This is a genomic window from Paenibacillus humicola (assembly GCF_028826105.1).
In the GTDB taxonomy this organism is placed as follows: domain Bacteria; phylum Bacillota; class Bacilli; order Paenibacillales; family Paenibacillaceae; genus Paenibacillus_Z; species Paenibacillus_Z humicola.
Genome location: NZ_JAQGPL010000001.1, coordinates 3163051 through 3183666, shown reverse-complemented (window position 1 = coordinate 3183666; position 20616 = coordinate 3163051). Strand labels below are relative to the sequence as shown.

Here is a 20616-nt window from a genome sequence, read left to right as displayed (position 1 = left end):
TCGTACGCCGCTGCCCGAGGTTGTTGACAGCGTTTATGCAAGCGTCTACAATTGAGCCGGAACGCGCTTGCAGCGCTTAACGCATTTGTAATTCACGTATGGGAAACGAGGAGGTTGTCGAATTGTTAAAAGGTCTTTCGCGCGCCGGTTTGGGCGATATCGGCAGCGATGAGCGGTTTATCGAGCTGGCGGGCCAATACGGCTTCGATGCCGTGGATATCGACGCAAGAGGTTTGATCGAGCGCAACGGAGTCGAAGGTGCGAAGGAGCTGCTTCAGCGCAGCAACGTCGTGATCGGCTCGATCGGACTGTCCGTCGAATGGAGGCAAAGCGAATCCGTATTTTTGGACGGCCTCCCGAAGCTGACGGAAGCCGCCGCGGCGGCGGCGGCGCTGGGGTGCACGGCCTGCTGTACCTATATTTTGCCGTCGACGGACCATAAACCGGCCGCATTCATGGCGCAGGCCACGAAGCGGATGCGGATCGCCGCCGAAATCCTCGGCGCCTACGGGATCCGGCTCGGCCTCGAATTCGTCGGTCCGCACCATCTGCGTACGGCTTGGAAAAATCCGTTCATTTGGACGATGGAAGAAACGCTCGACTGGGCCGATGCTATCGGAAGGCCGAATGTCGGCCTTTTGTTCGACGTCTATCACTGGTATACCAATGAAGGCACGCTGGACGATATTCGCGCACTTAAACCGGAGCAGATCGTGCATGTGCACATCAACGATGCGCCGGACGTGAAAATCGAGGACGCGCTCGACAACGGCCGGCTGTACCCCGGCGAAGGCGTCATCGATCTGGCGGGAGCGCTCGGCGCTCTGCAGTCGATCGGATACAAGGGTGTCGTCGCACAGGAAATTTTGTCGAAATCCGCGCCGGAAGGGTCGCCGGAGCAGCTTCTTCAGCGTTCCAAAGCCGGTTTCGATAAGGTGTTCGCCGCCGCCGGCCTGTAAGTCCAAACCTGATATCAGAGGGAGACGATACCATGAATGACAATGTAGTCGGAATCGGCCATACCGCGTATACGACGGACAAAATGGCGGACATGCTGAACTTTTACTGCGACATTCTGGGCTTTGAGCATGCGTTCTCGCTGAACGACAAGGAAGGCAAACCGTGGATCGAATATATCCGCGTGGCCGGCTGCCAGTTCATCGAGCTGTTTTACGCCAAGGAAGGCTTTGAACCGAAGCAGGGCGGCGCTTATTCGCACCTGTGCATCGAGGTTAAAGATTTGATGGCGATGGACAAGCATTTAAAGGCGAACAATATCGAGGTCTACTGGGGTCCGCAGCAGGGAATGGACAAGAACTGGCAGTGCTGGGCGAAGGATCCGAACGGAAACCCGATCGAATTTATGCAAATCGACCTGGAATCGCCCCATGCGAAAGCGGCGGGTCTGACAGGCAAATAAGACGGAATCAATCAGCCGCTCCTTGCATGGGAGCGGTTTTCTCTTCCGGTCACCGTCCGGCGCTGAATGCGAAAATCGGCAGCGGCCCTGCAAGCAGGGGTCGCTTATTTTCGTTTTTACGGTATAATGAAGGGATGGAATTGACGACCAAGAATACGGAGGCTTACCGGATTGGCGACTTACCCCTTTAAATTCGACCCTTCGGCGCCGTTTATGAAGCAGGCCGGGGATTATATCGCGGATGTGTTTTACGAGCTTTTGCCCGAAGCCGGCTTCGAGGTCCGGGACGAGCAAATTTTTATGGCGTTTCAGCTGGAACGGGCGTACAGCGAGAAAAAGACGATTTTCGCCGAGGCGGGCGTCGGAACGGGAAAAACGCTCGTCTATTTGCTGTATGCGATTTTATATGCGCGCTATACGCAAAAGCCGGCGATTGTCGCCTGCGCGGACGAATCGCTGATCGAGCAGCTCGTAAAGCCCGAGGGCGACGTCGCGAAGCTGGCGCGCCATTTGAATCTGACCGCCGATGTGCGGCTGGGGAAATCGCAGCATCAATACATTTGCCTGAACAAGCTCGACGATGCCAAAACTTCGATCCATGAAGGCGAGCTTTTTCAGCGGATTTACGAAGAACTGCCGGAATTCGTCTATGCTTCGGGATCGCTGCAGGCGTTTAGCCCGTACGGCAGCCGGACGGATTATCCCGAGCTGACCGACAAGCAGTGGGAGCGGATCGGCTGGGACGTGTTCCAGGACTGCCTCGTCTGCAGCCAGCGGCACCGCTGCGGGCAGACGCTGTCGAGGGAGCATTACCGCAAAGCGGCGGACCTGATCATTTGCTCCCATGACTTCTATATGGAGCATATCTGGACCTACGATGCCCGCAAACGCGAAGGCCAGCTGCCGCTGCTGCCCGAGCACAGCTCCGTCGTGTTCGACGAGGGGCATCTCGTGGAAACGGCGGCACAAAGCGCGCTGACGTACAAGCTGAAGCATTCGCAGTTCGCGAGCATCGTGACGCGGCTCCTCGAGGGTCAGATCCGCGAATCGCTCGCGCTTGCGATCGAAGAGGCGCTTGGTCAAAGCCTTGCGCTGTTTGCCGAGCTGGAGGCGGAAAGCAGGGACGTGCCGGGCTCGAGCCGCAAGGAGTTTGCGATCAACGGCAGGCTGCTCGGCGAAATCGACCGGTTTCGCGAGCTGCTGTACGCAATCGAGGAAGAGCTCGTGTTTGAAAGCGGAATGTTTACGCTTGACGCATACCGGCTCACCATTGTCGAGGAGCATCTCGAAATGATGCAGCTGGCGCTGCAGCTGTTCGACCATCCGCAGCGGCTCATCTCCTGGATCGAGGAGGACTGGGACGGCACGACGCTCGTCATGATGCCGCGCAAGGTGAAGGAGGTTTTGAAGGAACGGGTCTTCACGCGGAAAATGCCGGTCGTCTTCTCCTCGGCTACGCTGTCGGCCGGCGGAGCGTTCGACTATATCGCGCAGAGCCTCGGAATCGACAGCTATTTGTCGTTCTCGGTTCCGTCCCCTTACGATTATGCGAAGCAGATGAAAGCCGGTTTATTTCCGGTTACGCCGTATGCCGATAAAATGCAGCAGGCGCTCGACCTGCTCAGGCAATCGGACGGAAGAGCGCTGATCCTGTTCCCGTCCCGGGAGGAGCTGGACTGCTTCAAGGAAGAGCTGAAAGGCTACCGGGAATGCACGGAATTCCGTTTTCTGTACGAAGGCGAGGCGGAGATCAGCCGTCTCATCGCCGAGTTTCAACGCGACGAGAAAAGCGTGTTATGCGCGGTTACATTGTGGGAAGGGCTCGATATCCCCGGTCCGTCGCTGTCGCACGTGCTGGTCTGGTCGCTGCCGTTTCCGCCGAACGACCCCGTCTATGCCGCCAAACGGAAGGATGCCGTCCGGCCGTTCGAGGAAGTCGACCTGCCCTCGATGCTGCTCCGCTTGAGACAGGGAATCGGGCGGCTGATCCGGACCCGCGAAGACCGCGGCATCGTCTCGATTTTCGGAGAGGAGCTGCAGGATGCGGCGGTAAAAGAGCACATCGCCCGTTATTTGCCAGGCGGTGCGGATGTCGCCTATTTATAAAGAAGTTCACCGCTTCCTGTAGGACAGGGAGCGTTTTTTTGCACCTTTTATGTCACATTTAAGTTATTAAAACTTACATATACGATGAATATTTTGAATTTTTCTCATCTTTGAGTGAGGTTAACGTTATATTTTCCTTATATAATATTGGCAAATCGAAAATATGTGTTATAATAAATTACATTGGTCAGACCAACATACCTTTCCCGCAGCGTACCATGAATTCGTGGCCTATTTCTTCGAAAGGAGAGTTCCCATGACAGGAACGGTGACGTAACAGACAGTTTTTTACAACAGGAGTGAATCGCCGCGAACAATGTTTACAAATGCATATTCGGGAGGGAATCCACATGCAGTCCAATTTTTTGGCAGCCCTGCTCGGGCAAGGTCCCCTGCATTCCGTCTTGGTGTTTGCTTCGCTTCTGTTTCTGGTTCTGGCGGCTGCCATCTGGGCCATGGAGTTTTCCGGCTGGACGATCGGGCGCAAAGGCTTCGTGCGCAACGGGCTCAAATGGAACGCGACGACGATCGCCCTGATCGCCGTCAGCGCAGCCTTGTATATCGCGGGCAGGCCGCTGGCCATCAATTTCATCCCGGGCATCGGCGGCTTGAATCCTTCGCTTTCCATCGCCCAAACCTTATCCGTACTCTTCGGACTACCGGCCTGTATCGGCGTAACGTTTTCGATGCCTATCGGAGACGCCATCAGCGGGCAGCTCACCTTGGGCTCCATTGCCGGCTGTCTATCCCACACCTACATCACCTGGCTGACCTACAAAATGTGCCGCGGCGCCAATTTCTCGAACGCTTCGAACGTCATCAGCTTTTATATCGGGGGCATTATCATCGCGCCTGTCATTCACGCCATTACGATACCGGGATGGCTCGATTTCCTTCACGTGCTGCCGCCTGCCGTCGCCTGGGGCGGGGTTACGCTCTCCATTTTGACGAATCAGGCGCTGCTGCCGGCTATTCTTTCGCCGATCTTAATCACGATATTGTATAAAGTCGTCAAGTCCCGCGGCTTATATTGGGAGGACCGGCTGGAGCGGAATATTGCGGCCTGATATGCAGGAAGAATTGCTCATGAAAAAAAGAACCTGGGAGGTGCGGCGCATGGATGATGTGGAACCGGTTATCAAGGTCCGGGGGCTGTCGTTCCGTTATCGCATGGGCGACACGGACATTTTGCGCGATATCAGCTTTGACGTCCATAAAGGACAGCTTGTCGGGATTGTCGGCGCCTCAGGAGCAGGCAAAAGCACGCTTTGCCTATGTCTCAAAGGTCTGATTCCCCATGCGGTAGGCGGCAAACTGACCGGCGATATTTGGATGCTGGGCAAGCATACGCGCGAGGTGCCGGCGGAGGTGCTGGCGCAGGAGGTCGGCATGGTGTTTCAGGATCCCGAAAGCCAGATCGTCGGCATGAATGTGATGGAGGACCTGGCGTTCGGGCCGGAAAATCTGGAGCATGCGCCGGAAGACATTATCCGGCGGATCGGGCCGGTTCTGAGCAGGGTGAACCTGCAGGACTTCATGCACCGGGAAACCTACAAGCTGTCCGGCGGCCAGAAGCAGCGGCTTGCCATCGCCAGCGCGCTTATGATGGAGCCGAAGGTGCTCATTCTCGACGAACCGACCTCGGAGCTGGACCCGATCGGCAAGGAAGAGGTGTACCGCACCATCGCCGACCTGAAGCGCGGCGGAGTAACGATCGTCCTTGTCGATCATGCGGTGGAAGAGCTGGCGGAAATTGCCGACCGCATTCTGGTGCTGGAGGACGGGCAGCTTCTCGCCGATGATACGCCGGCGAATCATTTTCGCCACCCGGAGATTTTCCTGGAAAAAGGATGGCTTCGCGTACCGCAGGTGGCCGAGGCGATGCATGGACTGAAACAAGCGGGACTGCTGCGGGAGGACGCGATTACGCCTTACGAACAGGAAGCGGCGGGTACGCTCGGCGCTTGGCTGAGGGGGGACGGAGAGTGAATTCGCCGGTCATTCGCTTCGAGAACGTGGAGTTCGGATACGACAAACAAACGTCCCCCATCCTCCGCGGCATTAATCTGGATATCCGCGAAGGGGATTTTATCGCGCTGATCGGCCAGAACGGAGCGGGAAAGACGACGCTGGCCAAGCATATTAACGGCATCTTGAAACCGACCCGGGGGGACGTCTGGGTCCGGGGACGAAATACGCGGGAATATAAGCGGGATGCGCTAGCCAGGCTTGTCGGCTACTGCTATCAGAATCCGGACCACCAGATCTTTTCCCAGTCGGTGGAAAAGGAGGTCGGCTTCGGCCCCCGGGCAGCGGGCCTCGCGCCGGAAGCCGTCAAGCGGCGGATCGAGGAAGCGCTGCAGCTGGTCGGGCTGGAAGGAAAGCGGGAGCTGCACCCTTCGATGCTCGGCAGGGGCGAGCGGCAGCGGCTGGCCGTCGCTTCCATTCTCGCCGTCGGCGCGTCCATCCTCGTCGTCGACGAGCCGACCACGGGGCTGGATTACGCGGGCATCACCCGTATCATGAACCTGCTGAAGGAATGGAACGAGAAGCTGAACGTCACGATCGTGATCATTACGCACGATATTCCCGTCGTCGCGGATTACGTACCCCGCACCATCGCGATGGCGGGCGGGCGCATTCTGAAGGATGCGCCTACCGCGGACGTGCTTAGCGATCTCCAAACGCTGCGGTACGCGCAGGTCAAACCGCTGCAGGTAACCCGGGTCGGCCGTCAGCTCGGTCTGATGGACCCGGGCGACCCGATTATTACGGTTCCGGGCCTCGTTCGGGCGCTTTCCCGTGCGAAAAGCGATCGGACGGTCCCGGCAAAATAACGAGGTGATCCAAGTGGCTTCCGGTTACAGCATTTATATCGAACGGCCGTCCGTCGTCCATCAGGCGCTCGATCCGCGGACGAAAACGGTCGCCGTGCTCGCGATTTTCGTGCTCTCCCTGTGCTTCAATCACCCGCTGCCGCTGGCGCTCGTCGCCGCGCTGCTTATCGGCACGGCGCTTTGGATCCGGCTTCCGGTCACGCTGATCCGGATGCTGCTGCTTTCCGGCGTCTGGTTCGTGCTGCTGTCGCTGATCGTCTGGCCGGCCTATGTGAAAACGGGAGAGCCTTTGTTTAACGTAATGGGAGTTGCATTAACCGATACCGGCTTGTGGTTCGGGCTTGCGATGGGGCTTCGCGTCACCATAATGGTGCTGTCGGCGGGCATTTGGATGGCCACCACCTCGCCGCAAAAGATGACTGCCGCCTTCCTGAAGCTGGGCCTCCCGTATAAGGCGGCGATGTCCGTCTCCTTTGCGATCCGGCTCGTGCCGCTGGTAGGGGCGGAATGGGTCACGGTGGTGGAAGCGCAAAAATCGCGCGGCTACGATTACAAGAGCGGGAATCCGCTCGCACGAATCCGCAAATCGGTCATGATTCTCGGGCCGATGCTGCTGAGGTCGATCGATATCGCCCAGTCGCTGGCAATCGCCCTCGAAGCGAGAGCGTTCGGCGCCCGAAAAAACCGCACCTGCATCACCGAAGTGCAGCTGAAATCGTTCGATTACATCGTCATGCTCGCCGCCCTTGGAGCGATCGTCCTCGGGATCTGCTGCCGGCTCACGGGGACGGGCGTGCTTCTGGCGGATTACTTATAACCGAATCGGAGGGAATACGATGCTCGTACATGAAAACGTCAGTCTCGAATGGGGCAACATGCTGAAAGGCATTCGGGCCCAAGGTCATTTTGTAAGAACGCAAGCGAAACCGATTCTGGCAAGCTGGTCGTCGATCCTGGACCCGCGCCCGCTGCCGGGGCGCGCGTATCTGGTCGGCTGCGGCGACTCCTATTTCTGCGGAATCAGCTCCGAGCTTGCTTTCAAGATGTGGGCGGGCGTCGACTGCCGCGCCATGGAATCGCTGGAATTTTCCCGGTACGAGGCGGACTGGGCACCGGAAGGAAGCTGGATCGTCGCCACCTCGAATTCCGGCCGCGTGGCGCGGACGGTGGAGTGCGTCGTGCGAGGCAAAGCCAGAAGGCACCTGACGTTCGGCGTTTCGTACAACACCGAAGGACGGCTCGGGCAGGAGGCGGACGGCACCGTATTTTACAAATACGAGGATACCGGCTTCGGTCCGGGAACGATTTCTTATACTGCGTCCTTGATTGCCCAATATGTGCTGGCGGCGTATTTGGCGGAGAGAACCGGCAAAGGCGGCACGGAAGCGCTGATGCGGAAAATCGAATCGTTCGGCACGCTGATGGATACCGCGGTCGAAAGCACCTTCGACCTCGCCGGCCGGCTGGGCGAACTGGCGACAAAAGCGAGCGAGGTCGTCATTATGGGCGGCGGCCCGAATTACGGTTCGGCCTTGTTCGGCATGGCGAAGCAGATCGAATCGGCCAAGCACAATACGACGGCCCAGGAACTGGAGGAGTGGGCGCATGAGCAGTATTTCTGCACCAAGGAAGGGACGGTGACGATCGTCATCGCTCCGCCGGGTGCGGCTGCGGACCGTGCCCGCGAGCAGCTGCAGGCCGTGAGAGATATGGGCGGGCATGCCGCCGTTATATGCAGCGAAGCCGATGCGGAGACGCAGAAGCTGGCCGATACCGTTCTGGCGATGCCTGATACGGCGCCGGAGGATGAGTGCCTGACGCCGCTGCTGTACCAGATTCCGCTGCAAATTTTCTCCTATTCGTTCGCCCAGGCCGTGGGAGCGGTCATGCTCGGATTCGACGACAAAAACCGGATGGAAGTCAATTTCCGGCAAATTTTCGGCAGCAATATCGTAGGCTGACAGGAGGGAGCGGCATGGCTGAACGTTTCGAAGCGGCGGTAATCGGCCATTTGACCGTGGATGATATCGTGCTGCCAAACGGCCAAACGCATTTTACCACTCCGGGCGGGAATGCGCTTTACGCTTCGCTGGGGCTGAAGGCTTGGGGAGTTCATCCCGTACTGCTGACCTGCATGTGCCGCAATTATCCGAAGGAAGCGCTGGAGCTGCTGACCCGATCGGGGATCGACATGGACCGGGTGATCGCGCTCGACGTGCCTGCGGTCCGGCAGTGGGCCTTATATGATGTGCAGGGCGGCAGAAAATATGTGCCGATCCATACGGAAAGCGATTATCATTCCATTTCGCCGCGCCCGCCGCTCGTTCCGGAGCAGGTGCTGGGCCGCATCCGGGCCGCCCATATCGCGCCGATGCCCATAGACATTCAGGAGCAATGGGTTTACGCGCTCAAATCTCGCGGCGTGCCGTACATTTCCCTCGACCCGCATGAGGATTGGATGTCCGATGCGGACCGCTGGGCGAAAATACTTCCGCTGCTGAACGTGTTCATGCCGTCCAGCGTCGAAGTTGCGGCTATGCTCGGAAGCGGCATCGGTGAGCCGGAAGCGGCAAGGCGGATTGCAGTCATGGGGCCGCCGGTCGTCGTGCTAAAGCTTGGCGAACGCGGCAGCCTCGTTTACGAGAAGGAGAGCGGCCGGGAGACCCGTATTTCCCCGTACCCCGGCGAAGCGGTGGACCCAACAGGCTGCGGCGACGCCTATTGCGGCGGATTTTTGGCCGGCATGTCCGCGGGCTGCGGTCCTGCGGCGGCCGCCGAATGGGGGAGCGTATCGGCTTCGTTCGTGCTGGAGGGCTACGGGCCGATGGCGGCGATGACGGCGGAAAGATCCGCCGCCTCCGGCCGGCTGGCCTGGTATACGGCGCAAAGGCTGAAAGGGATGGCGTGAGCGGCGAAAAATCCTCAGTCAAGGGACGGGAAATGAGATGAACGATTGGTATGGTTCCAAGCCGCTGATCGGCGTGGTCGGCTGTCCGCCTCTGCCGGGCTCGGGCATGTACGGCGGCATGGATCGGAATCGATTTATCGATTCGATTATCTGGGAGGCCGAGGTACTGGAGCATGGCGGCTTTGACGGCCTCATGCTGCAAAATATCGGCGATCTTCCGGTTCCGAAGGCAGCGCGCACCGAGACGATCGCCTGGATGTCCGCGCTGGGCGCGATGATCCGCGGCCGGGTCTCGATTCCGCTGGGCATCAGCCTGCTGGAGGACGATCCGGAAGCGATCCTGGCGGCCGCTCATGCCGCGGGCGCATCGTTCGTCCGGATCAAGGTGTATGTCGGCGCGATGGTCGGGCCGGACGGCATCGTAGAAGGCTGCGCCGCGCGCGTTCAGCGGTACCGGCGAGAGCTGATGGCCGGCAATATCGCCGTGTTCGCGGACGTATACGACCGGACCCGGTGGCCGCTCGGCGGCGCGTCGCTCGAGGAGATGGCGCACGAGGCGGTCTGGTTCGGAAAGGCGGACGGGCTCGTTATTGCCGGCCGGAGCGTCGAGCAAAGCTTCGACTATATCCGCAGAGTCAAACAAACGGTCGGCGTCCCGGTCTGGATCGGCGGAGGCGTCGACGCGGACAACGTCCTGGAAGTGCTTCAGGCCGCGGACGGAGCGATCGTCGGGACTTCGATCAAGAAGGACGGACAGCTGCTGCAGCCCTTCGATCCGAACCGCGTAAAAGCGATGGCCGAGCGCAAACGCATGCTCCAAAGTTAACGGCTTTCAACGAATCATCGCATCAAGCTCCCGCGATGCCCACGAGGCAGGCGGGAGCTTTTTTGTGCTTGGCAAGAAAAACGGGCCGTCCAAAAAATCCGGACATCGCTTCCAAAAAATAAGCGCTTTCACTCGCCGGATGCGTCAAGTACAATAATAGAATTGAAATCGACAAAAATCGACTATGGAAAAAATCAAAACGCCGGTCAATGCTGCAGAAAGGAAGGTTATCCATGGCTGGAACGATTCGCAGCCTTACCTCCCGATTTCGTTTCCGCCGAGTCAGGAGCCGCTTCTTCGCGACGATGATTCTTCTTTCGCTGCCGCCGCTCTTTCTGCTCGGTTACGTCTCCTTCGATATCGCCAAAAAAACGCTGACCGAGAACAACACGAAAACGAATTACGACCATCTGCAAACATCCAGCGAGGTGGCGGATCTGCTGCTGCGCAACGTCGTAAACCTGAACCGTTTCATCGTGCTCAGCGACGAAATCCGCGACGATCTGCGAAAGAGCGGCATCAAGAACCCGATCGAGCTGAGCGAAACGGACACCCAGACGGTGAACCGGCTGCAGCGGGTCATTAACAGCAACTCGTTCGATACCCGGTACGTCGATTCGCTCTGCGTGCTGGATCTTCATTTCCAGACCTACTGTCTCGGCAGGTCGGACGACGCCGGGATTTACGAGAAGCCGGACAAAGCGCAGGAGATCATGCGGACGGATTGGTACCGGCAAGCGGTCCGGGCGCAGGGGCGCGTCGTTTTTTTCGGCTATAACGTACTGGGCGGCAAGGAGGGCGTCTTCTCGACCGTCAAGCTGTTCCGGGATTCGGGCACCGAAGACGGGAAACCTCTCGGACTGCTGATCACGAATCTCTCGGCCTCGATGTTCGGCAGCGTCTTTAACGGAAGCGGGGACAACGGTCAGTTTCTGGCGGTCGATTCATCCGTCCATCCGGCCCGGATCGTTTATCCGCAAACAGATGCGGTGCCGGAGCTCCCTGCGGGCAGCATTCGGGAAATGACCGACCGGCTGCAGGAGGACGGTTATTTGGTCAACGAATTCCGCAACGAGACGACGCATTGGACCTTCATCCATATTATCCGGGAGAGCCGCCTGCTGAAGCAGTCGAACCGGATCGGCACGGCGACCGCGCTGATCGCCTCGCTGATCGCTTTTGTCGCGCTCGTTATCTCCTTTATCGTATCGGGGAGCATTACGCGTCCGCTGCTGCGGCTGAAAAAAATGATGCTCGATTGGAACAAAGGCTCCCGCGTCTTTGCCGAAACGTTCAAGGAGGACGAGGTCGGCGCGATCGGCGAGACGTTCAAGCGGATCGTCCTGGAAAACCAGGAGCTCGGCGCAAGACTGATTCATTCGGAGCTGAAGGAGAAGGAGGCGGAGCTGCGCGCGCTGCAAGCGCAGATCAAGCCGCATTTTTTGTACAACACGCTGGATTCGATCTACTGGATGGCGCGGCTGAACAAGACCGCCGAGGCCGCCGCGATGGCGCTGGCGCTGTCCGAGAGCTTCAAGCTCAGCCTGAACAAAGGCCGCGAAACGATTCCCGTCTTCCGCGAGCTCGAGCATATCCGGCATTATATGACGATCCAGACGATTCGCTTTGGCGGCCGCTTCGGCTGCGATATCGAGGTCGATCCCGCCATTATGGGCTACGATATGCTGAAGCTTGTGCTTCAGCCGCTCGTCGAGAATGCGATCTTTCACGGACTGGAGCCTAAAGTGGGGAATGGACGCATCCGAATCGAGGGGCGGAAGGACGGGGATTTCCTGCTGTTTATGGTGGAAGACGACGGCGTCGGCATGGAGGATGTCGCGCAAACCGGTCATGGCTACGGCCTTCGCAACGTCCGCGACCGGCTGACGCTCTATTACGGCGCTTCCAGCTCGTTTGTTGTAACGAGCGAAGCGGGGCGCGGCACCCGGATCGAGCTCCGTTTCAAACCGTTCCCGGAAGAGGTGCAGACGAATGATTAAGGCAGTCGTATTTGACGACGAATATATCGTGCTGGAGGCGCTTGGCGCCTTGATTGATTGGAAGGGCCTCGGCATCGAGCTGGCCGGCACGGCCATGGACGGCATTTCCGCGCTCGAGACGTTCCGCAGCGTACGTCCTGAGATCGTGCTGACCGACATCCGGATGCCGGGAAAGGACGGCCTGCGGCTTGTGGAGGAGATCATGGAGGAAGCGCCCGATACGTGCTGCGTCGTATTCAGCGGCTACAACGAATTCGAGTACGTGAAGAACGCGATCCGGCTCGGCGTAACCGACTATGTGGAGAAGCCGATCACGGAAACGAGCATCGAACGGGCGCTGCGGAAGGTGCTGGGTCAAATCGGCCGCAACGAAGAAATCCGGACGCTGGAGCGTAGGATCGAGGAGACCAGACGGGAGCTGCTGGAGAAAGCGGTATGGGACCTGCTCCGGTTCGGAAAAGAGGCGGAAGCCAAATGGCGCGACTGCTTCGGTCAGGAGGCGGGCCGCGTGTGCGGCGTTACGGTTCTGGCCGCGAAGGAGGCGTTTACGCTGCCGGTTCATGCGGCGTACCGCACCGTCTTTTTAAGAAGCGAACGGGAGCGGCTGGCCGTCGTCTTTCATTTCATGGCGCTTCCGCAGTCGTATTGGGACGATATCGCAAGCGACCTGGATACGGCCGGAGTAACGGCGGGCATCGGAACGACGGCTGCCGATCCGGCCGGCGCCGACCGCAGCTATTCGGAAGCGCAGCGCGCCCTCAAATCGGCGCTGCTGCTTGGGCTGAAGGGCGCCGTCCGGTTCAGCGAGCCGGGCGATTGGAGCGCGTCGCCGGATTCGCTCGCGGAGCGGGCGGAATCGGTCATCCTCAGCCTGCGTGCCGGGAGCAGGGCGCTGTTCCTCGAACAGGTCGACCGTTTCCTGGACGGCATTCGCGAAGCAAAGGCCGATCCGGATGTCGCCGAACATGAAATGCTGCGGCTGATCTATGCGGCGTCGGAAGCCGTCAAGGAGGCGGGCGGCCCTCTTAACGATGCGCCCCAGGAGCCGTGCGTGCCGCATATCGAAATTCGGGAGGCCGCGGAGCGGGGCGCCGCGCCGGATTGGTTTCGGGAGCGGATCGAAGCGATTGCCGACGGCGGGATGAAGCTGCGGGAGCAGAGTAAGCATACGGCAGTGGAGAAGGCCCGGCTGTACATCGAGCGCCATATTTCGCGCGACGTCTCCCTTCAGGAGGCGGCGGAGCATGCCGGCCTGAACGCCACCTACTTCAGCGTGCTGTTCAAGGAAGTGATGGGCGAAACGTACATCAAGTACGTCACCCGCTGCCGCATGGAGCTTGCAAAAACGCTGCTGCGCAAAGGCTATAAGGTCGGCGAGGTCAGCGAGAAGGTCGGCTATTTGACGCACCGCCATTTCTCCGAGGTATTCAAAAAGCATACCGGACTGACGCCGGGCCAATTCAAGGAGGGGCTTTGAGCTCCGGGAAGTTTTTCAAGCTTTAAATTTTCCGCTTCCGTCCTTCTTTATTGGATCCGCCATAAAAGCAATCGATACGCGATCACCCAAAAAATTCGGAAGCCGATCCAAACAATGAGGCGCTGTCCGGTGGATACGCTTTCACCTAAACTATAAGCATAGGGAGCCCGGGTCCTGAATCCATTTTGAATGTTACAGGGGGACTAGACCAATGAGTGAACGTACGAAAATCGCCGCGACGCTGACCGGCGTCCTGCTGCTGGGCGGACTGCTCGCCGGCTGCGGCGGCGCATCGGACAAAAACGGACCCGGCAATACCGGTTCGGCCGGCGGGTCGCAGGAAAAAGTCAAGCTCGGCCTGCTGATCGACAACACCCAGGATTCGGCGAATATCGCCAAAGCGCTGACCGACGCGTTCGAAGCCAAGTATCCGAACATTACGATTGAAACGGAAACCCGTCCCGGAGGCAACGAAGGCGACAACTTCGTGAAAACCCGCCTCGCCACCGGCGATATGGACGACGTGCTGTTCTATAATTCCGGCGCGCAGCTGCAGGCGCTCAATCCGGACAAGAACCTGCTGGATTTGACGAATGAACCGTTCGAAGCGAACGTTCTCGACTCCTTCAAGCAGACCGTTTCCGCGAATGGGAAGGTTTATGGCGTTCCCTACTCTTCCTCGATTGGCGGAGGCTGGCTGTATAACAAGAAAATTTACGCCAAGCTCGGCCTTTCGGTACCGAAGACGTGGTCGGAACTGATGGCGAATAACGATAAACTGAAGGCGGCGGGAATCACGCCCATTATCGGCAGCTACAAGGATACTTGGACCTCCCAGATCATCGTGTTGGCCGATTATTACAATGTCCAGGAGCAGGATCCGAATTTTGCTTCGGATTATACGGCCAATAAGGCGAAATACGCGACGACGCCGGCAGCCCTCCGCAGCTTTCAGAAGCTGGAGCAAACGGCCGGATACTACAATAAAGATTTCCTCGCGACGACGTACGATGCCGGGCTGAAAATGCTGGCGGAAGGCAAAGGCGCCCAATATCCGATGCTGACCTTCGCCATCCCGGCGCTTATGCAGAACAATCCGGATCAGATGAACGATATCGGTTTCTTCGCGCAGCCGGGCGACAGTCCGGACAAAAACGGGCTTACGGTGTGGATGCCGGGAGCCGCTTACATTTACAAGAACACGGAGCACCCGGAAGAGGCGAAAAAACTGCTGTCCTTTATCGCTTCGCCGGAAGGGATGGCCGCAGTCGCCAAGCTGTCGATTCCTGCCGGCCCATACGTCGTCAAAGGCGCCGTCATGCCGGACAACGTGCCGCAGGTCGTAAAGGATATGCTGCCGTATTTCGACCAGGGCAAGACCGCTCCGGCACTCGAATTCCTCTCGCCGCTGAAAGGGCCGAGCCTGGAGCAGATTACGGTGGAGGTCGGCGCCGGCAAACGCAAGGCGGAGGATGCCGCCAAGCTGTACGACCAGGATGTCGAGAAGCAGGCGCAGCAGCTCGGCCTTGCGGGCTGGTAAGAACGGCGCGGCATGATCAAGAAGCGGCCCTGCCGAATCGGGGCAGGGCTGCGCCCGTTCAAATCTAGACTCGCTCTATCCTTTGCTTATATGATGTCCAAGGGAAGAAATTTGCCCGCCTTAAGGCGGCCTGCCCGTTTCTTCTTGGCCGGATTGGAGGGACCTTAAGGATGTCCAAGGTATTCAAACGCATTTATACGTACCAGTTTCTGCTGCCTGCGGCCATCGTATACACCGTTATTTTTATCGTCCCGACCCTGATGTCCTTCTTCTTCAGCTTGACGAGATGGACGCTGTCGGATTGGGATTTTATCGGGCTTCGGAATTTTACGACCTTCTTCAAGGAGCCTTCGCTCAGCATCGGCTTCAAAAATACGTTTATTTACGCGGTGGTGACCTGCTCGCTCAAGGTGGTAGGCGGACTGCTGCTGGGCGTTTTTCTCACCGGTAAAATCAAAACGAAGGATTATTTGCGCTCGGTCGTCTTTTTCCCGACATTGGTCAGCACGATCGCCGTCGGCATTACGTTCAGCATGATGATGCATCCGACGGAGGGACTGATCAATACGACCCTTGCACGATTTGGCATCGAAGGCCCGGACTGGCTCGGCGATACGCGGATCGCGCTTCTGTCCGTGGCGATGGTCGACGTGTGGAAGGGCGTCGGATTCGCGACCATTATTTATATTGCAGGCATTTTATCCATTCCCGAAGATTACTACGAGGCGCTTCAGATCGACGGGGGCGGCGCGTGGAACAAGTTTTGGAGCATCATCGTTCCGTTAAGCCGTCCGGCTACGAATGCGGTCATCATTCTCGCCTTCATCGGCGGGCTCCGTTCGTTCGATCTCATCTGGGCGATGACCCAGGGGGGGCCGGGCTTCGCGACCGACGTGATCGCTTCGATCATTTACAAGCAATATCAAGGCGGTTTCTATGGCCTGTCGACGGCCGGAAACGTCATTCTGTTCCTGTTCGTCAGTATCCTTGTCTTTCCGCTGTCCCGCTATTTGAACCGCAAAGAGGTGGACTTATGAGCCGCGGCGCGCGAATATGGGCGGTCGAAATCGCTGCCGTTGCCGCCAGCATCGTCATCTTCTGGATCCCGCTCTATTTCGTCGTGCTGACGGCGATGAAAAGCGCTCCGGAGGCTTCGCTTATGAATTTGGCCTGGCCCTCCAAAATCGAACTGTGGCAGAATGTGAAGGATGTCATCCGATTCGGCGATTTCATGCTGCTGCGCGCGTTCTGGAACAGCTCGCTGCTGACCGTGCTGTCCATCGCCGCAATGGTTATCTTCTGCTCGATGGCCGCTTTCGTCATGCAGCGGCGGAACGACAAGGCTACGCCGTGGATCAGCTTCTTCGTGCTCGCCGGTCTGATCATTCCGCCGGCGATCGTACCGACGATTTGGGTGCTGGACGAAATTCACCTGTTCAAAACGATGGCCGGGCTTGTACTGGTGGAGGTGGCGCTCGGGTTTCCGTTCTGCGTGCTGCTGTACCGGGGCTTTATGGCGGCGATTCCGCGGGAAATCGACGAAGCCGCGGTCGTGGACGGCTACGGCGCTTTCCGGCTGTTTTTCACGATCATCCTGCCGCTGCTGCAGCCGGTGACCGCGACGATTATCGTGACGCAGTCCGTAACGATTTTTAACGATTTTACGAATCCGCTCTATTTCTTTCCAGGCGCGAAGAACGTGACCGTTCAGCTGACGCTGTACAATTATACGAGCCAGTTCGTGTCGCAGTGGAATCTGCTGTTTGCGAACATTTTGCTCATCACGATTCCGCCGCTTGCGCTGTTTATCTTTTTCAACAAGCGAATAGTGGCCGGCATGACCGCCGGCTCCGTCAAAGGCTGAAGCAATGCCTGCGGACGGCTAGTCAATAATAGGCAAGGGGAGACAGGCGAAAATGAAGAAATGGCAAGTGACGGATGTAACGTGCGAATACCGCCGCAATCCGCTCGGAATCGGCGTACGAACGCCGCGTTTCGGCTGGCGTCTCGAGTCGGACCGCCGCGGCGCGATGCAGAAGGGGTACCGCATTTTGGTAACGGAGGCGGACGGCGATTTCGACGCGCCGCTTTGGGATACCGGGTATACGGAAAGCGACGCCTCCATCCAAGTCGAATATGCCGGACCGGCGCTGCAATCCCGCACGAGATACCTGATGAAGGTAAAAGCCTGGGATGCAGACGGCCGCGAATCGGACTGGAGCGAGACCGCCTGGTTCGAGACGACGCTGCTGGAGCTTCACGAGTGGCAGGCAAAGTGGATCGCGCCGGCGGCGGACGCCATCGATCCGCAGGAGGAAGCGGCCTTCCTGCTGCGCAAACGGTTCGACTTGAAGAAAAGCGTTGTGTCGGCCCGAATCTACGCGACCGCCGCGGGGGTTTACGAGCTGTACGCGAACGGCCGGCGCGTCTCCGACGAGGTGCTGGCTCCCGGCTGGACGAGCTACCGGCACCGGCTTCAATTTCAAACCTACGACGTGACGGAGCTGCTGCAGGCCGGAAGCAACGCGGTCGGCATCAGTCTCGGGGACGGCTGGTACCGCAGCGGGATGGGCTTCGACGGCCGGGATTTCAAATATGGCGACCGGCGGGCGGCGCTGCTGCAGCTGCATGTGCGTTACGAAGACGGCTCCGGGGACGTGATCGTCTCGGACGATTCCTGGCGCTGCGCAGCCGGCCCGATCCGGTATTCGACGATCTATCATGGAGAAAGGTATGACGCCCGCCTCGAACAAGAAGGCTGGAGCGAGAGCGGGTTCGCGGATGAATCGTGGAAACCGGCCGAAGCGCTGGAATTGCCGCTCAATATGCTGGTACCGCAGGAAAACTGGCCGACGCGCGTTACCGAGACGATCCGGCCGGTATCGGCGTTCGTCACGCCGGCCGGCGACCGCGTGCTGGACATGGGCCAGAATATGGTCGGACGCGTCCGCATGCGTGTACAGGCGACGGCGGGCACGACGATTACACTCCGTCACGCGGAGGTGTTGGACAAGGACGGGAACATCTACTTCGGCAACCTTCGCCCTGCGAGACAGACGGTGGAATATATTGCGAAAGGCGAGGGTGAGGAAAGCTACGCGCCGCATTTCACGTTCATGGGCTTCCGGTACGTCAAGGTGGAAGGCTATCCGGGCGGCGAGCTCCCGCTTGACGCGTTCGCCGGGGAAGTGCTGCATTCGGACATGCCGCGGACCGGCGGCTTTGAATCGTCCGACAGCCGTGTGAACCGGCTGCAGAGCAACATTCTATGGGGGCAGCGCGGCAACTTTCTGGACGTGCCGACCGACTGCCCGCAGCGCGACGAACGGCTCGGCTGGACCGGCGATGCGCAGGTGTTCATCGGGACGGCGCTGTTCAACTTCCAGGGCGCGCCTTTCTTCACGAAATGGCTGCGCGATCTGAAGGCGGAGCAGCATCCGGACGGCGGCGTGCCGTTCGTCATCCCCGACGCGGCCGGCGGGGCAAGCTCCGCCGCATGGGGAGACGCCGCGGTCGTCTGCCCGTGGACGGTCTATCGGTACTACGGCGACCTGAGGCTGCTGGCCGAACAGTACGACAGCATGAAAGCGTGGGTGGAGTACATTCGCGCGCAGGGAGAGCACGAGTTTCTGTGGAACACCGGCTTTCATTTCGGCGATTGGCTCGGCCTGGACGCCAAGGAGAACAGCTACGTCGGCGCAACGCCGCGCGAGCTGGTGGCGACGGCGTTCTACGCGCATTCGACGCGGCTGCTCCGCGAAGCCGCCAAGGCGCTTGGTTACGCGGCGGACGAAGCGAAGTACGGGGAACTGCATAAGCGAATCGTCCAGGCGTTCCGGGACGAATTCATGACGCAGACGGGCCGGGTCGCGTCGCCTACGCAAACCGCGCATGTGCTCGTTCTCGTGTTCGAGCTGGCGGAGGAAAAGTCGCGGCTGCGCGTGGCCAAGGACCTGAATGATCTGATCGTGGAGAACGGCTATCATCTCACGACCGGATTCGTCGGCACGCCTTATCTCTGCTTCGCGCTGTCGGACCACGGCTATCACCGGACCGCCGTCAGGCTGCTGCTGCAGGACAGCTACCCGGGCTGGCTCTATTCGGTTTCGAAAGGCGCCACGACGATTTGGGAGCATTGGGACAGCATCAAGCCGGACGGCTCGTTCTGGAGCGACGATATGAACTCGTTCAACCATTATGCCTACGGAGCGATCGGGGAATGGATGTACCGCAGGGTGGCCGGTTTGGATATGGATGCCGCGGTTCCCGCGTTCAAACGGATTCATATCGAGCCGCTGTTCGGATCGTCGGCGCTGACGCACGCTTCGGCAGCACACTTGTCTTCCTATGGGGAAATTCGTTCCGGCTGGAGAGTAAACGGGTCCCGGATCAAGGTGGACGTCACGATTCCGGCCAACGCGACGGCAGAGATCGTGCTTCGCGGCGCCTCGCTTGCCGGCTTGACGGAGGGAGGAGCGCCGGCAGCGGCGGCGGACGGAATTCTGTCCGCAGCGGAGAATGAAGCGGGCGTTACGCTGTTGGCGGGCTCCGGCACATACGTCTTCGCGTACGAAAATGCGGATCTGTTCCGAACCGTATACACGGCGGATTCGATCATGAGCGACGTCTTGAGCGACGACCGGGCTGTCGAGGTACTGAAGCGGCATTTGCCTCATTTGTTCGAAGGAGGCTTGCTCCAGTTCATGGGCGGCTCGAGCTTGAAGCAGGTCGCGGAGAACGGCATGGCCCGCGTTCCGCAGTACAAAATGGACGAGGTGCTCCGCGCTTTGGCCGACCTTTCATCGTAATCCGCGCAGGCCGCCCGACGGGCGGCTTGTTTCGTTGTGCACCTCCTCGTATTCCGAGAGGTCAGCGGCAAAAGAGCTCCGATCAACAAGATGGCCGCCAGCAATCGGATTGCGCAATCGATAAGAAGTCCCGGCCGCTGTATCCGCTACAATGGAAGGGAGGGATTCTAAATAACGATTGTGGAGGTATGAACGTGACGAACGCGGAAGAAATACTGCAAAACTGGCTGCGGCATCGTAAGGTGCTGCAGGAAATGACGGAACGGTTCGACGATGCCCATTTGAATTTCAAGCCTTGGGAGGATGCATTTACGGCCGGCGGACTGATCGTCCATATGGCGAGCGTGATGGAGATGTTCGTGAAAACGGTTAAGCAAGGTGTCTTTACTCCGCCTGCTTCATACCCATACGAGACCATGGACGATATCAGGAAAATCGTACATGCGTTAACCGATAAGACGCAGGCGGATCTAGGATCTTTGACGGATGCGCAGCTGGAGGCGGAAATCGAGGTGATCGGCCGCGCGGCGACGGGACATTTCTGGCTGTTAAGTGCGGTCGATCACGAAATTCATCATAAAGGTCAATTGTTTACTTATGCCCGGATGCTCGGGATCGACGGATTGCCTTTCTTTCGGGTTCTGCCGCCCCCGAACGCCTTGCCACCAAAGGAAGAAGTATGACAAAATGAAAC

General features: G+C 58.8%; 17 protein-coding genes. All 17 read left to right on the top strand.

The genetic code is table 11. The annotated features are described in order from the left end of the window. Nucleotides 1–122 precede the first annotated feature (122 nt). The 17 genes from PD282_RS14560 to PD282_RS14480 all read left to right on the top strand — a co-directional run bounded on the left by PD282_RS14560 (nucleotide 123) and on the right by PD282_RS14480 (nucleotide 20605). Nucleotides 123–959, top strand: coding sequence for a sugar phosphate isomerase/epimerase family protein (locus tag PD282_RS14560; protein ID WP_274651389.1), 837 nt, complete (start codon nucleotides 123–125; stop codon nucleotides 957–959). A gap of 32 nt (nucleotides 960–991) precedes the next feature. Then, nucleotides 992–1420 carry a VOC family protein gene (locus PD282_RS14555; protein ID WP_274651388.1) on the top strand — a complete coding sequence of 143 codons (429 nt, stop codon included), beginning with the start codon at nucleotides 992–994 and terminating at the stop codon, nucleotides 1418–1420. A 171-nt stretch (nucleotides 1421–1591) separates the two neighbouring features. Beyond that, a complete protein-coding gene (locus PD282_RS14550) occupies nucleotides 1592–3526 on the top strand; it encodes an ATP-dependent DNA helicase (protein WP_274651387.1) in 1935 nt (644 codons plus the stop codon). A gap of 350 nt (nucleotides 3527–3876) precedes the next feature. After that, on the top strand, nucleotides 3877–4593 hold the full coding sequence (locus PD282_RS14545) for a hypothetical protein (RefSeq protein ID WP_274651386.1): 717 nt from the start codon (nucleotides 3877–3879) through the stop codon (nucleotides 4591–4593). A gap of 19 nt (nucleotides 4594–4612) precedes the next feature. Further along, the gene (locus PD282_RS14540) at nucleotides 4613–5515 is read left to right on the top strand and encodes an energy-coupling factor ABC transporter ATP-binding protein (protein ID WP_274651385.1); all 903 of its coding nucleotides are present in this window, start codon (nucleotides 4613–4615) and stop codon (nucleotides 5513–5515) included. After that, nucleotides 5512–6363, top strand: a complete 852-nt coding sequence (locus PD282_RS14535) for an energy-coupling factor ABC transporter ATP-binding protein (protein ID WP_274651384.1) — start codon at nucleotides 5512–5514, stop codon at nucleotides 6361–6363. The genes PD282_RS14540 and PD282_RS14535 overlap by 4 nt, the downstream gene beginning before the upstream one ends. Before the next feature lie 13 nt (nucleotides 6364–6376). Further along, on the top strand, nucleotides 6377–7180 hold the full coding sequence (locus PD282_RS14530) for an energy-coupling factor transporter transmembrane component T family protein (protein ID WP_274651383.1): 804 nt from the start codon (nucleotides 6377–6379) through the stop codon (nucleotides 7178–7180). Nucleotides 7181–7199: 19 nt separating this feature from the next. Beyond that, a complete protein-coding gene (locus tag PD282_RS14525) occupies nucleotides 7200–8324 on the top strand; it encodes an SIS domain-containing protein (protein ID WP_274651382.1) in 1125 nt (374 codons plus the stop codon). 14 nt (nucleotides 8325–8338) lie between these two features. Then, nucleotides 8339–9271, top strand: a complete 933-nt coding sequence (locus PD282_RS14520) for a carbohydrate kinase family protein (RefSeq protein ID WP_274651381.1) — start codon at nucleotides 8339–8341, stop codon at nucleotides 9269–9271. 37 nt (nucleotides 9272–9308) lie between these two features. Then, on the top strand, nucleotides 9309–10097 hold the full coding sequence (locus tag PD282_RS14515; RefSeq protein WP_274651380.1) for a BtpA/SgcQ family protein: 789 nt from the start codon (nucleotides 9309–9311) through the stop codon (nucleotides 10095–10097). A gap of 233 nt (nucleotides 10098–10330) precedes the next feature. Beyond that, nucleotides 10331–12097, top strand: a complete 1767-nt coding sequence (locus PD282_RS14510) for a sensor histidine kinase (RefSeq protein WP_274651379.1) — start codon at nucleotides 10331–10333, stop codon at nucleotides 12095–12097. After that, nucleotides 12090–13574: a helix-turn-helix domain-containing protein gene (locus PD282_RS14505; protein WP_274651378.1), complete on the top strand. Its 1485-nt coding sequence runs from the start codon at nucleotides 12090–12092 to the stop codon at nucleotides 13572–13574. The genes PD282_RS14510 and PD282_RS14505 overlap by 8 nt, the downstream gene beginning before the upstream one ends. Nucleotides 13575–13785: 211 nt before the next feature. Further along, nucleotides 13786–15114: an ABC transporter substrate-binding protein gene (locus tag PD282_RS14500; protein WP_274651377.1), complete on the top strand. Its 1329-nt coding sequence runs from the start codon at nucleotides 13786–13788 to the stop codon at nucleotides 15112–15114. A 170-nt stretch (nucleotides 15115–15284) separates the two neighbouring features. Beyond that, entirely contained in the window at nucleotides 15285–16151 is an 867-nt protein-coding gene (locus PD282_RS14495; RefSeq protein ID WP_274651376.1) for a carbohydrate ABC transporter permease, read from the top strand. Continuing rightward, nucleotides 16148–16978, top strand: a complete 831-nt coding sequence (locus PD282_RS14490; protein WP_274651375.1) for a carbohydrate ABC transporter permease — start codon at nucleotides 16148–16150, stop codon at nucleotides 16976–16978. Before PD282_RS14495 ends, PD282_RS14490 begins: the two co-directional genes overlap by 4 nt. A gap of 52 nt (nucleotides 16979–17030) precedes the next feature. Further along, nucleotides 17031–19922, top strand: a complete 2892-nt coding sequence (locus PD282_RS14485; protein ID WP_274651374.1) for an alpha-L-rhamnosidase — start codon at nucleotides 17031–17033, stop codon at nucleotides 19920–19922. 194 nt (nucleotides 19923–20116) lie between these two features. Continuing rightward, nucleotides 20117–20605 carry a DinB family protein gene (locus PD282_RS14480; protein ID WP_274651373.1) on the top strand — a complete coding sequence of 163 codons (489 nt, stop codon included), beginning with the start codon at nucleotides 20117–20119 and terminating at the stop codon, nucleotides 20603–20605. Nucleotides 20606–20616 lie beyond the last annotated feature (11 nt).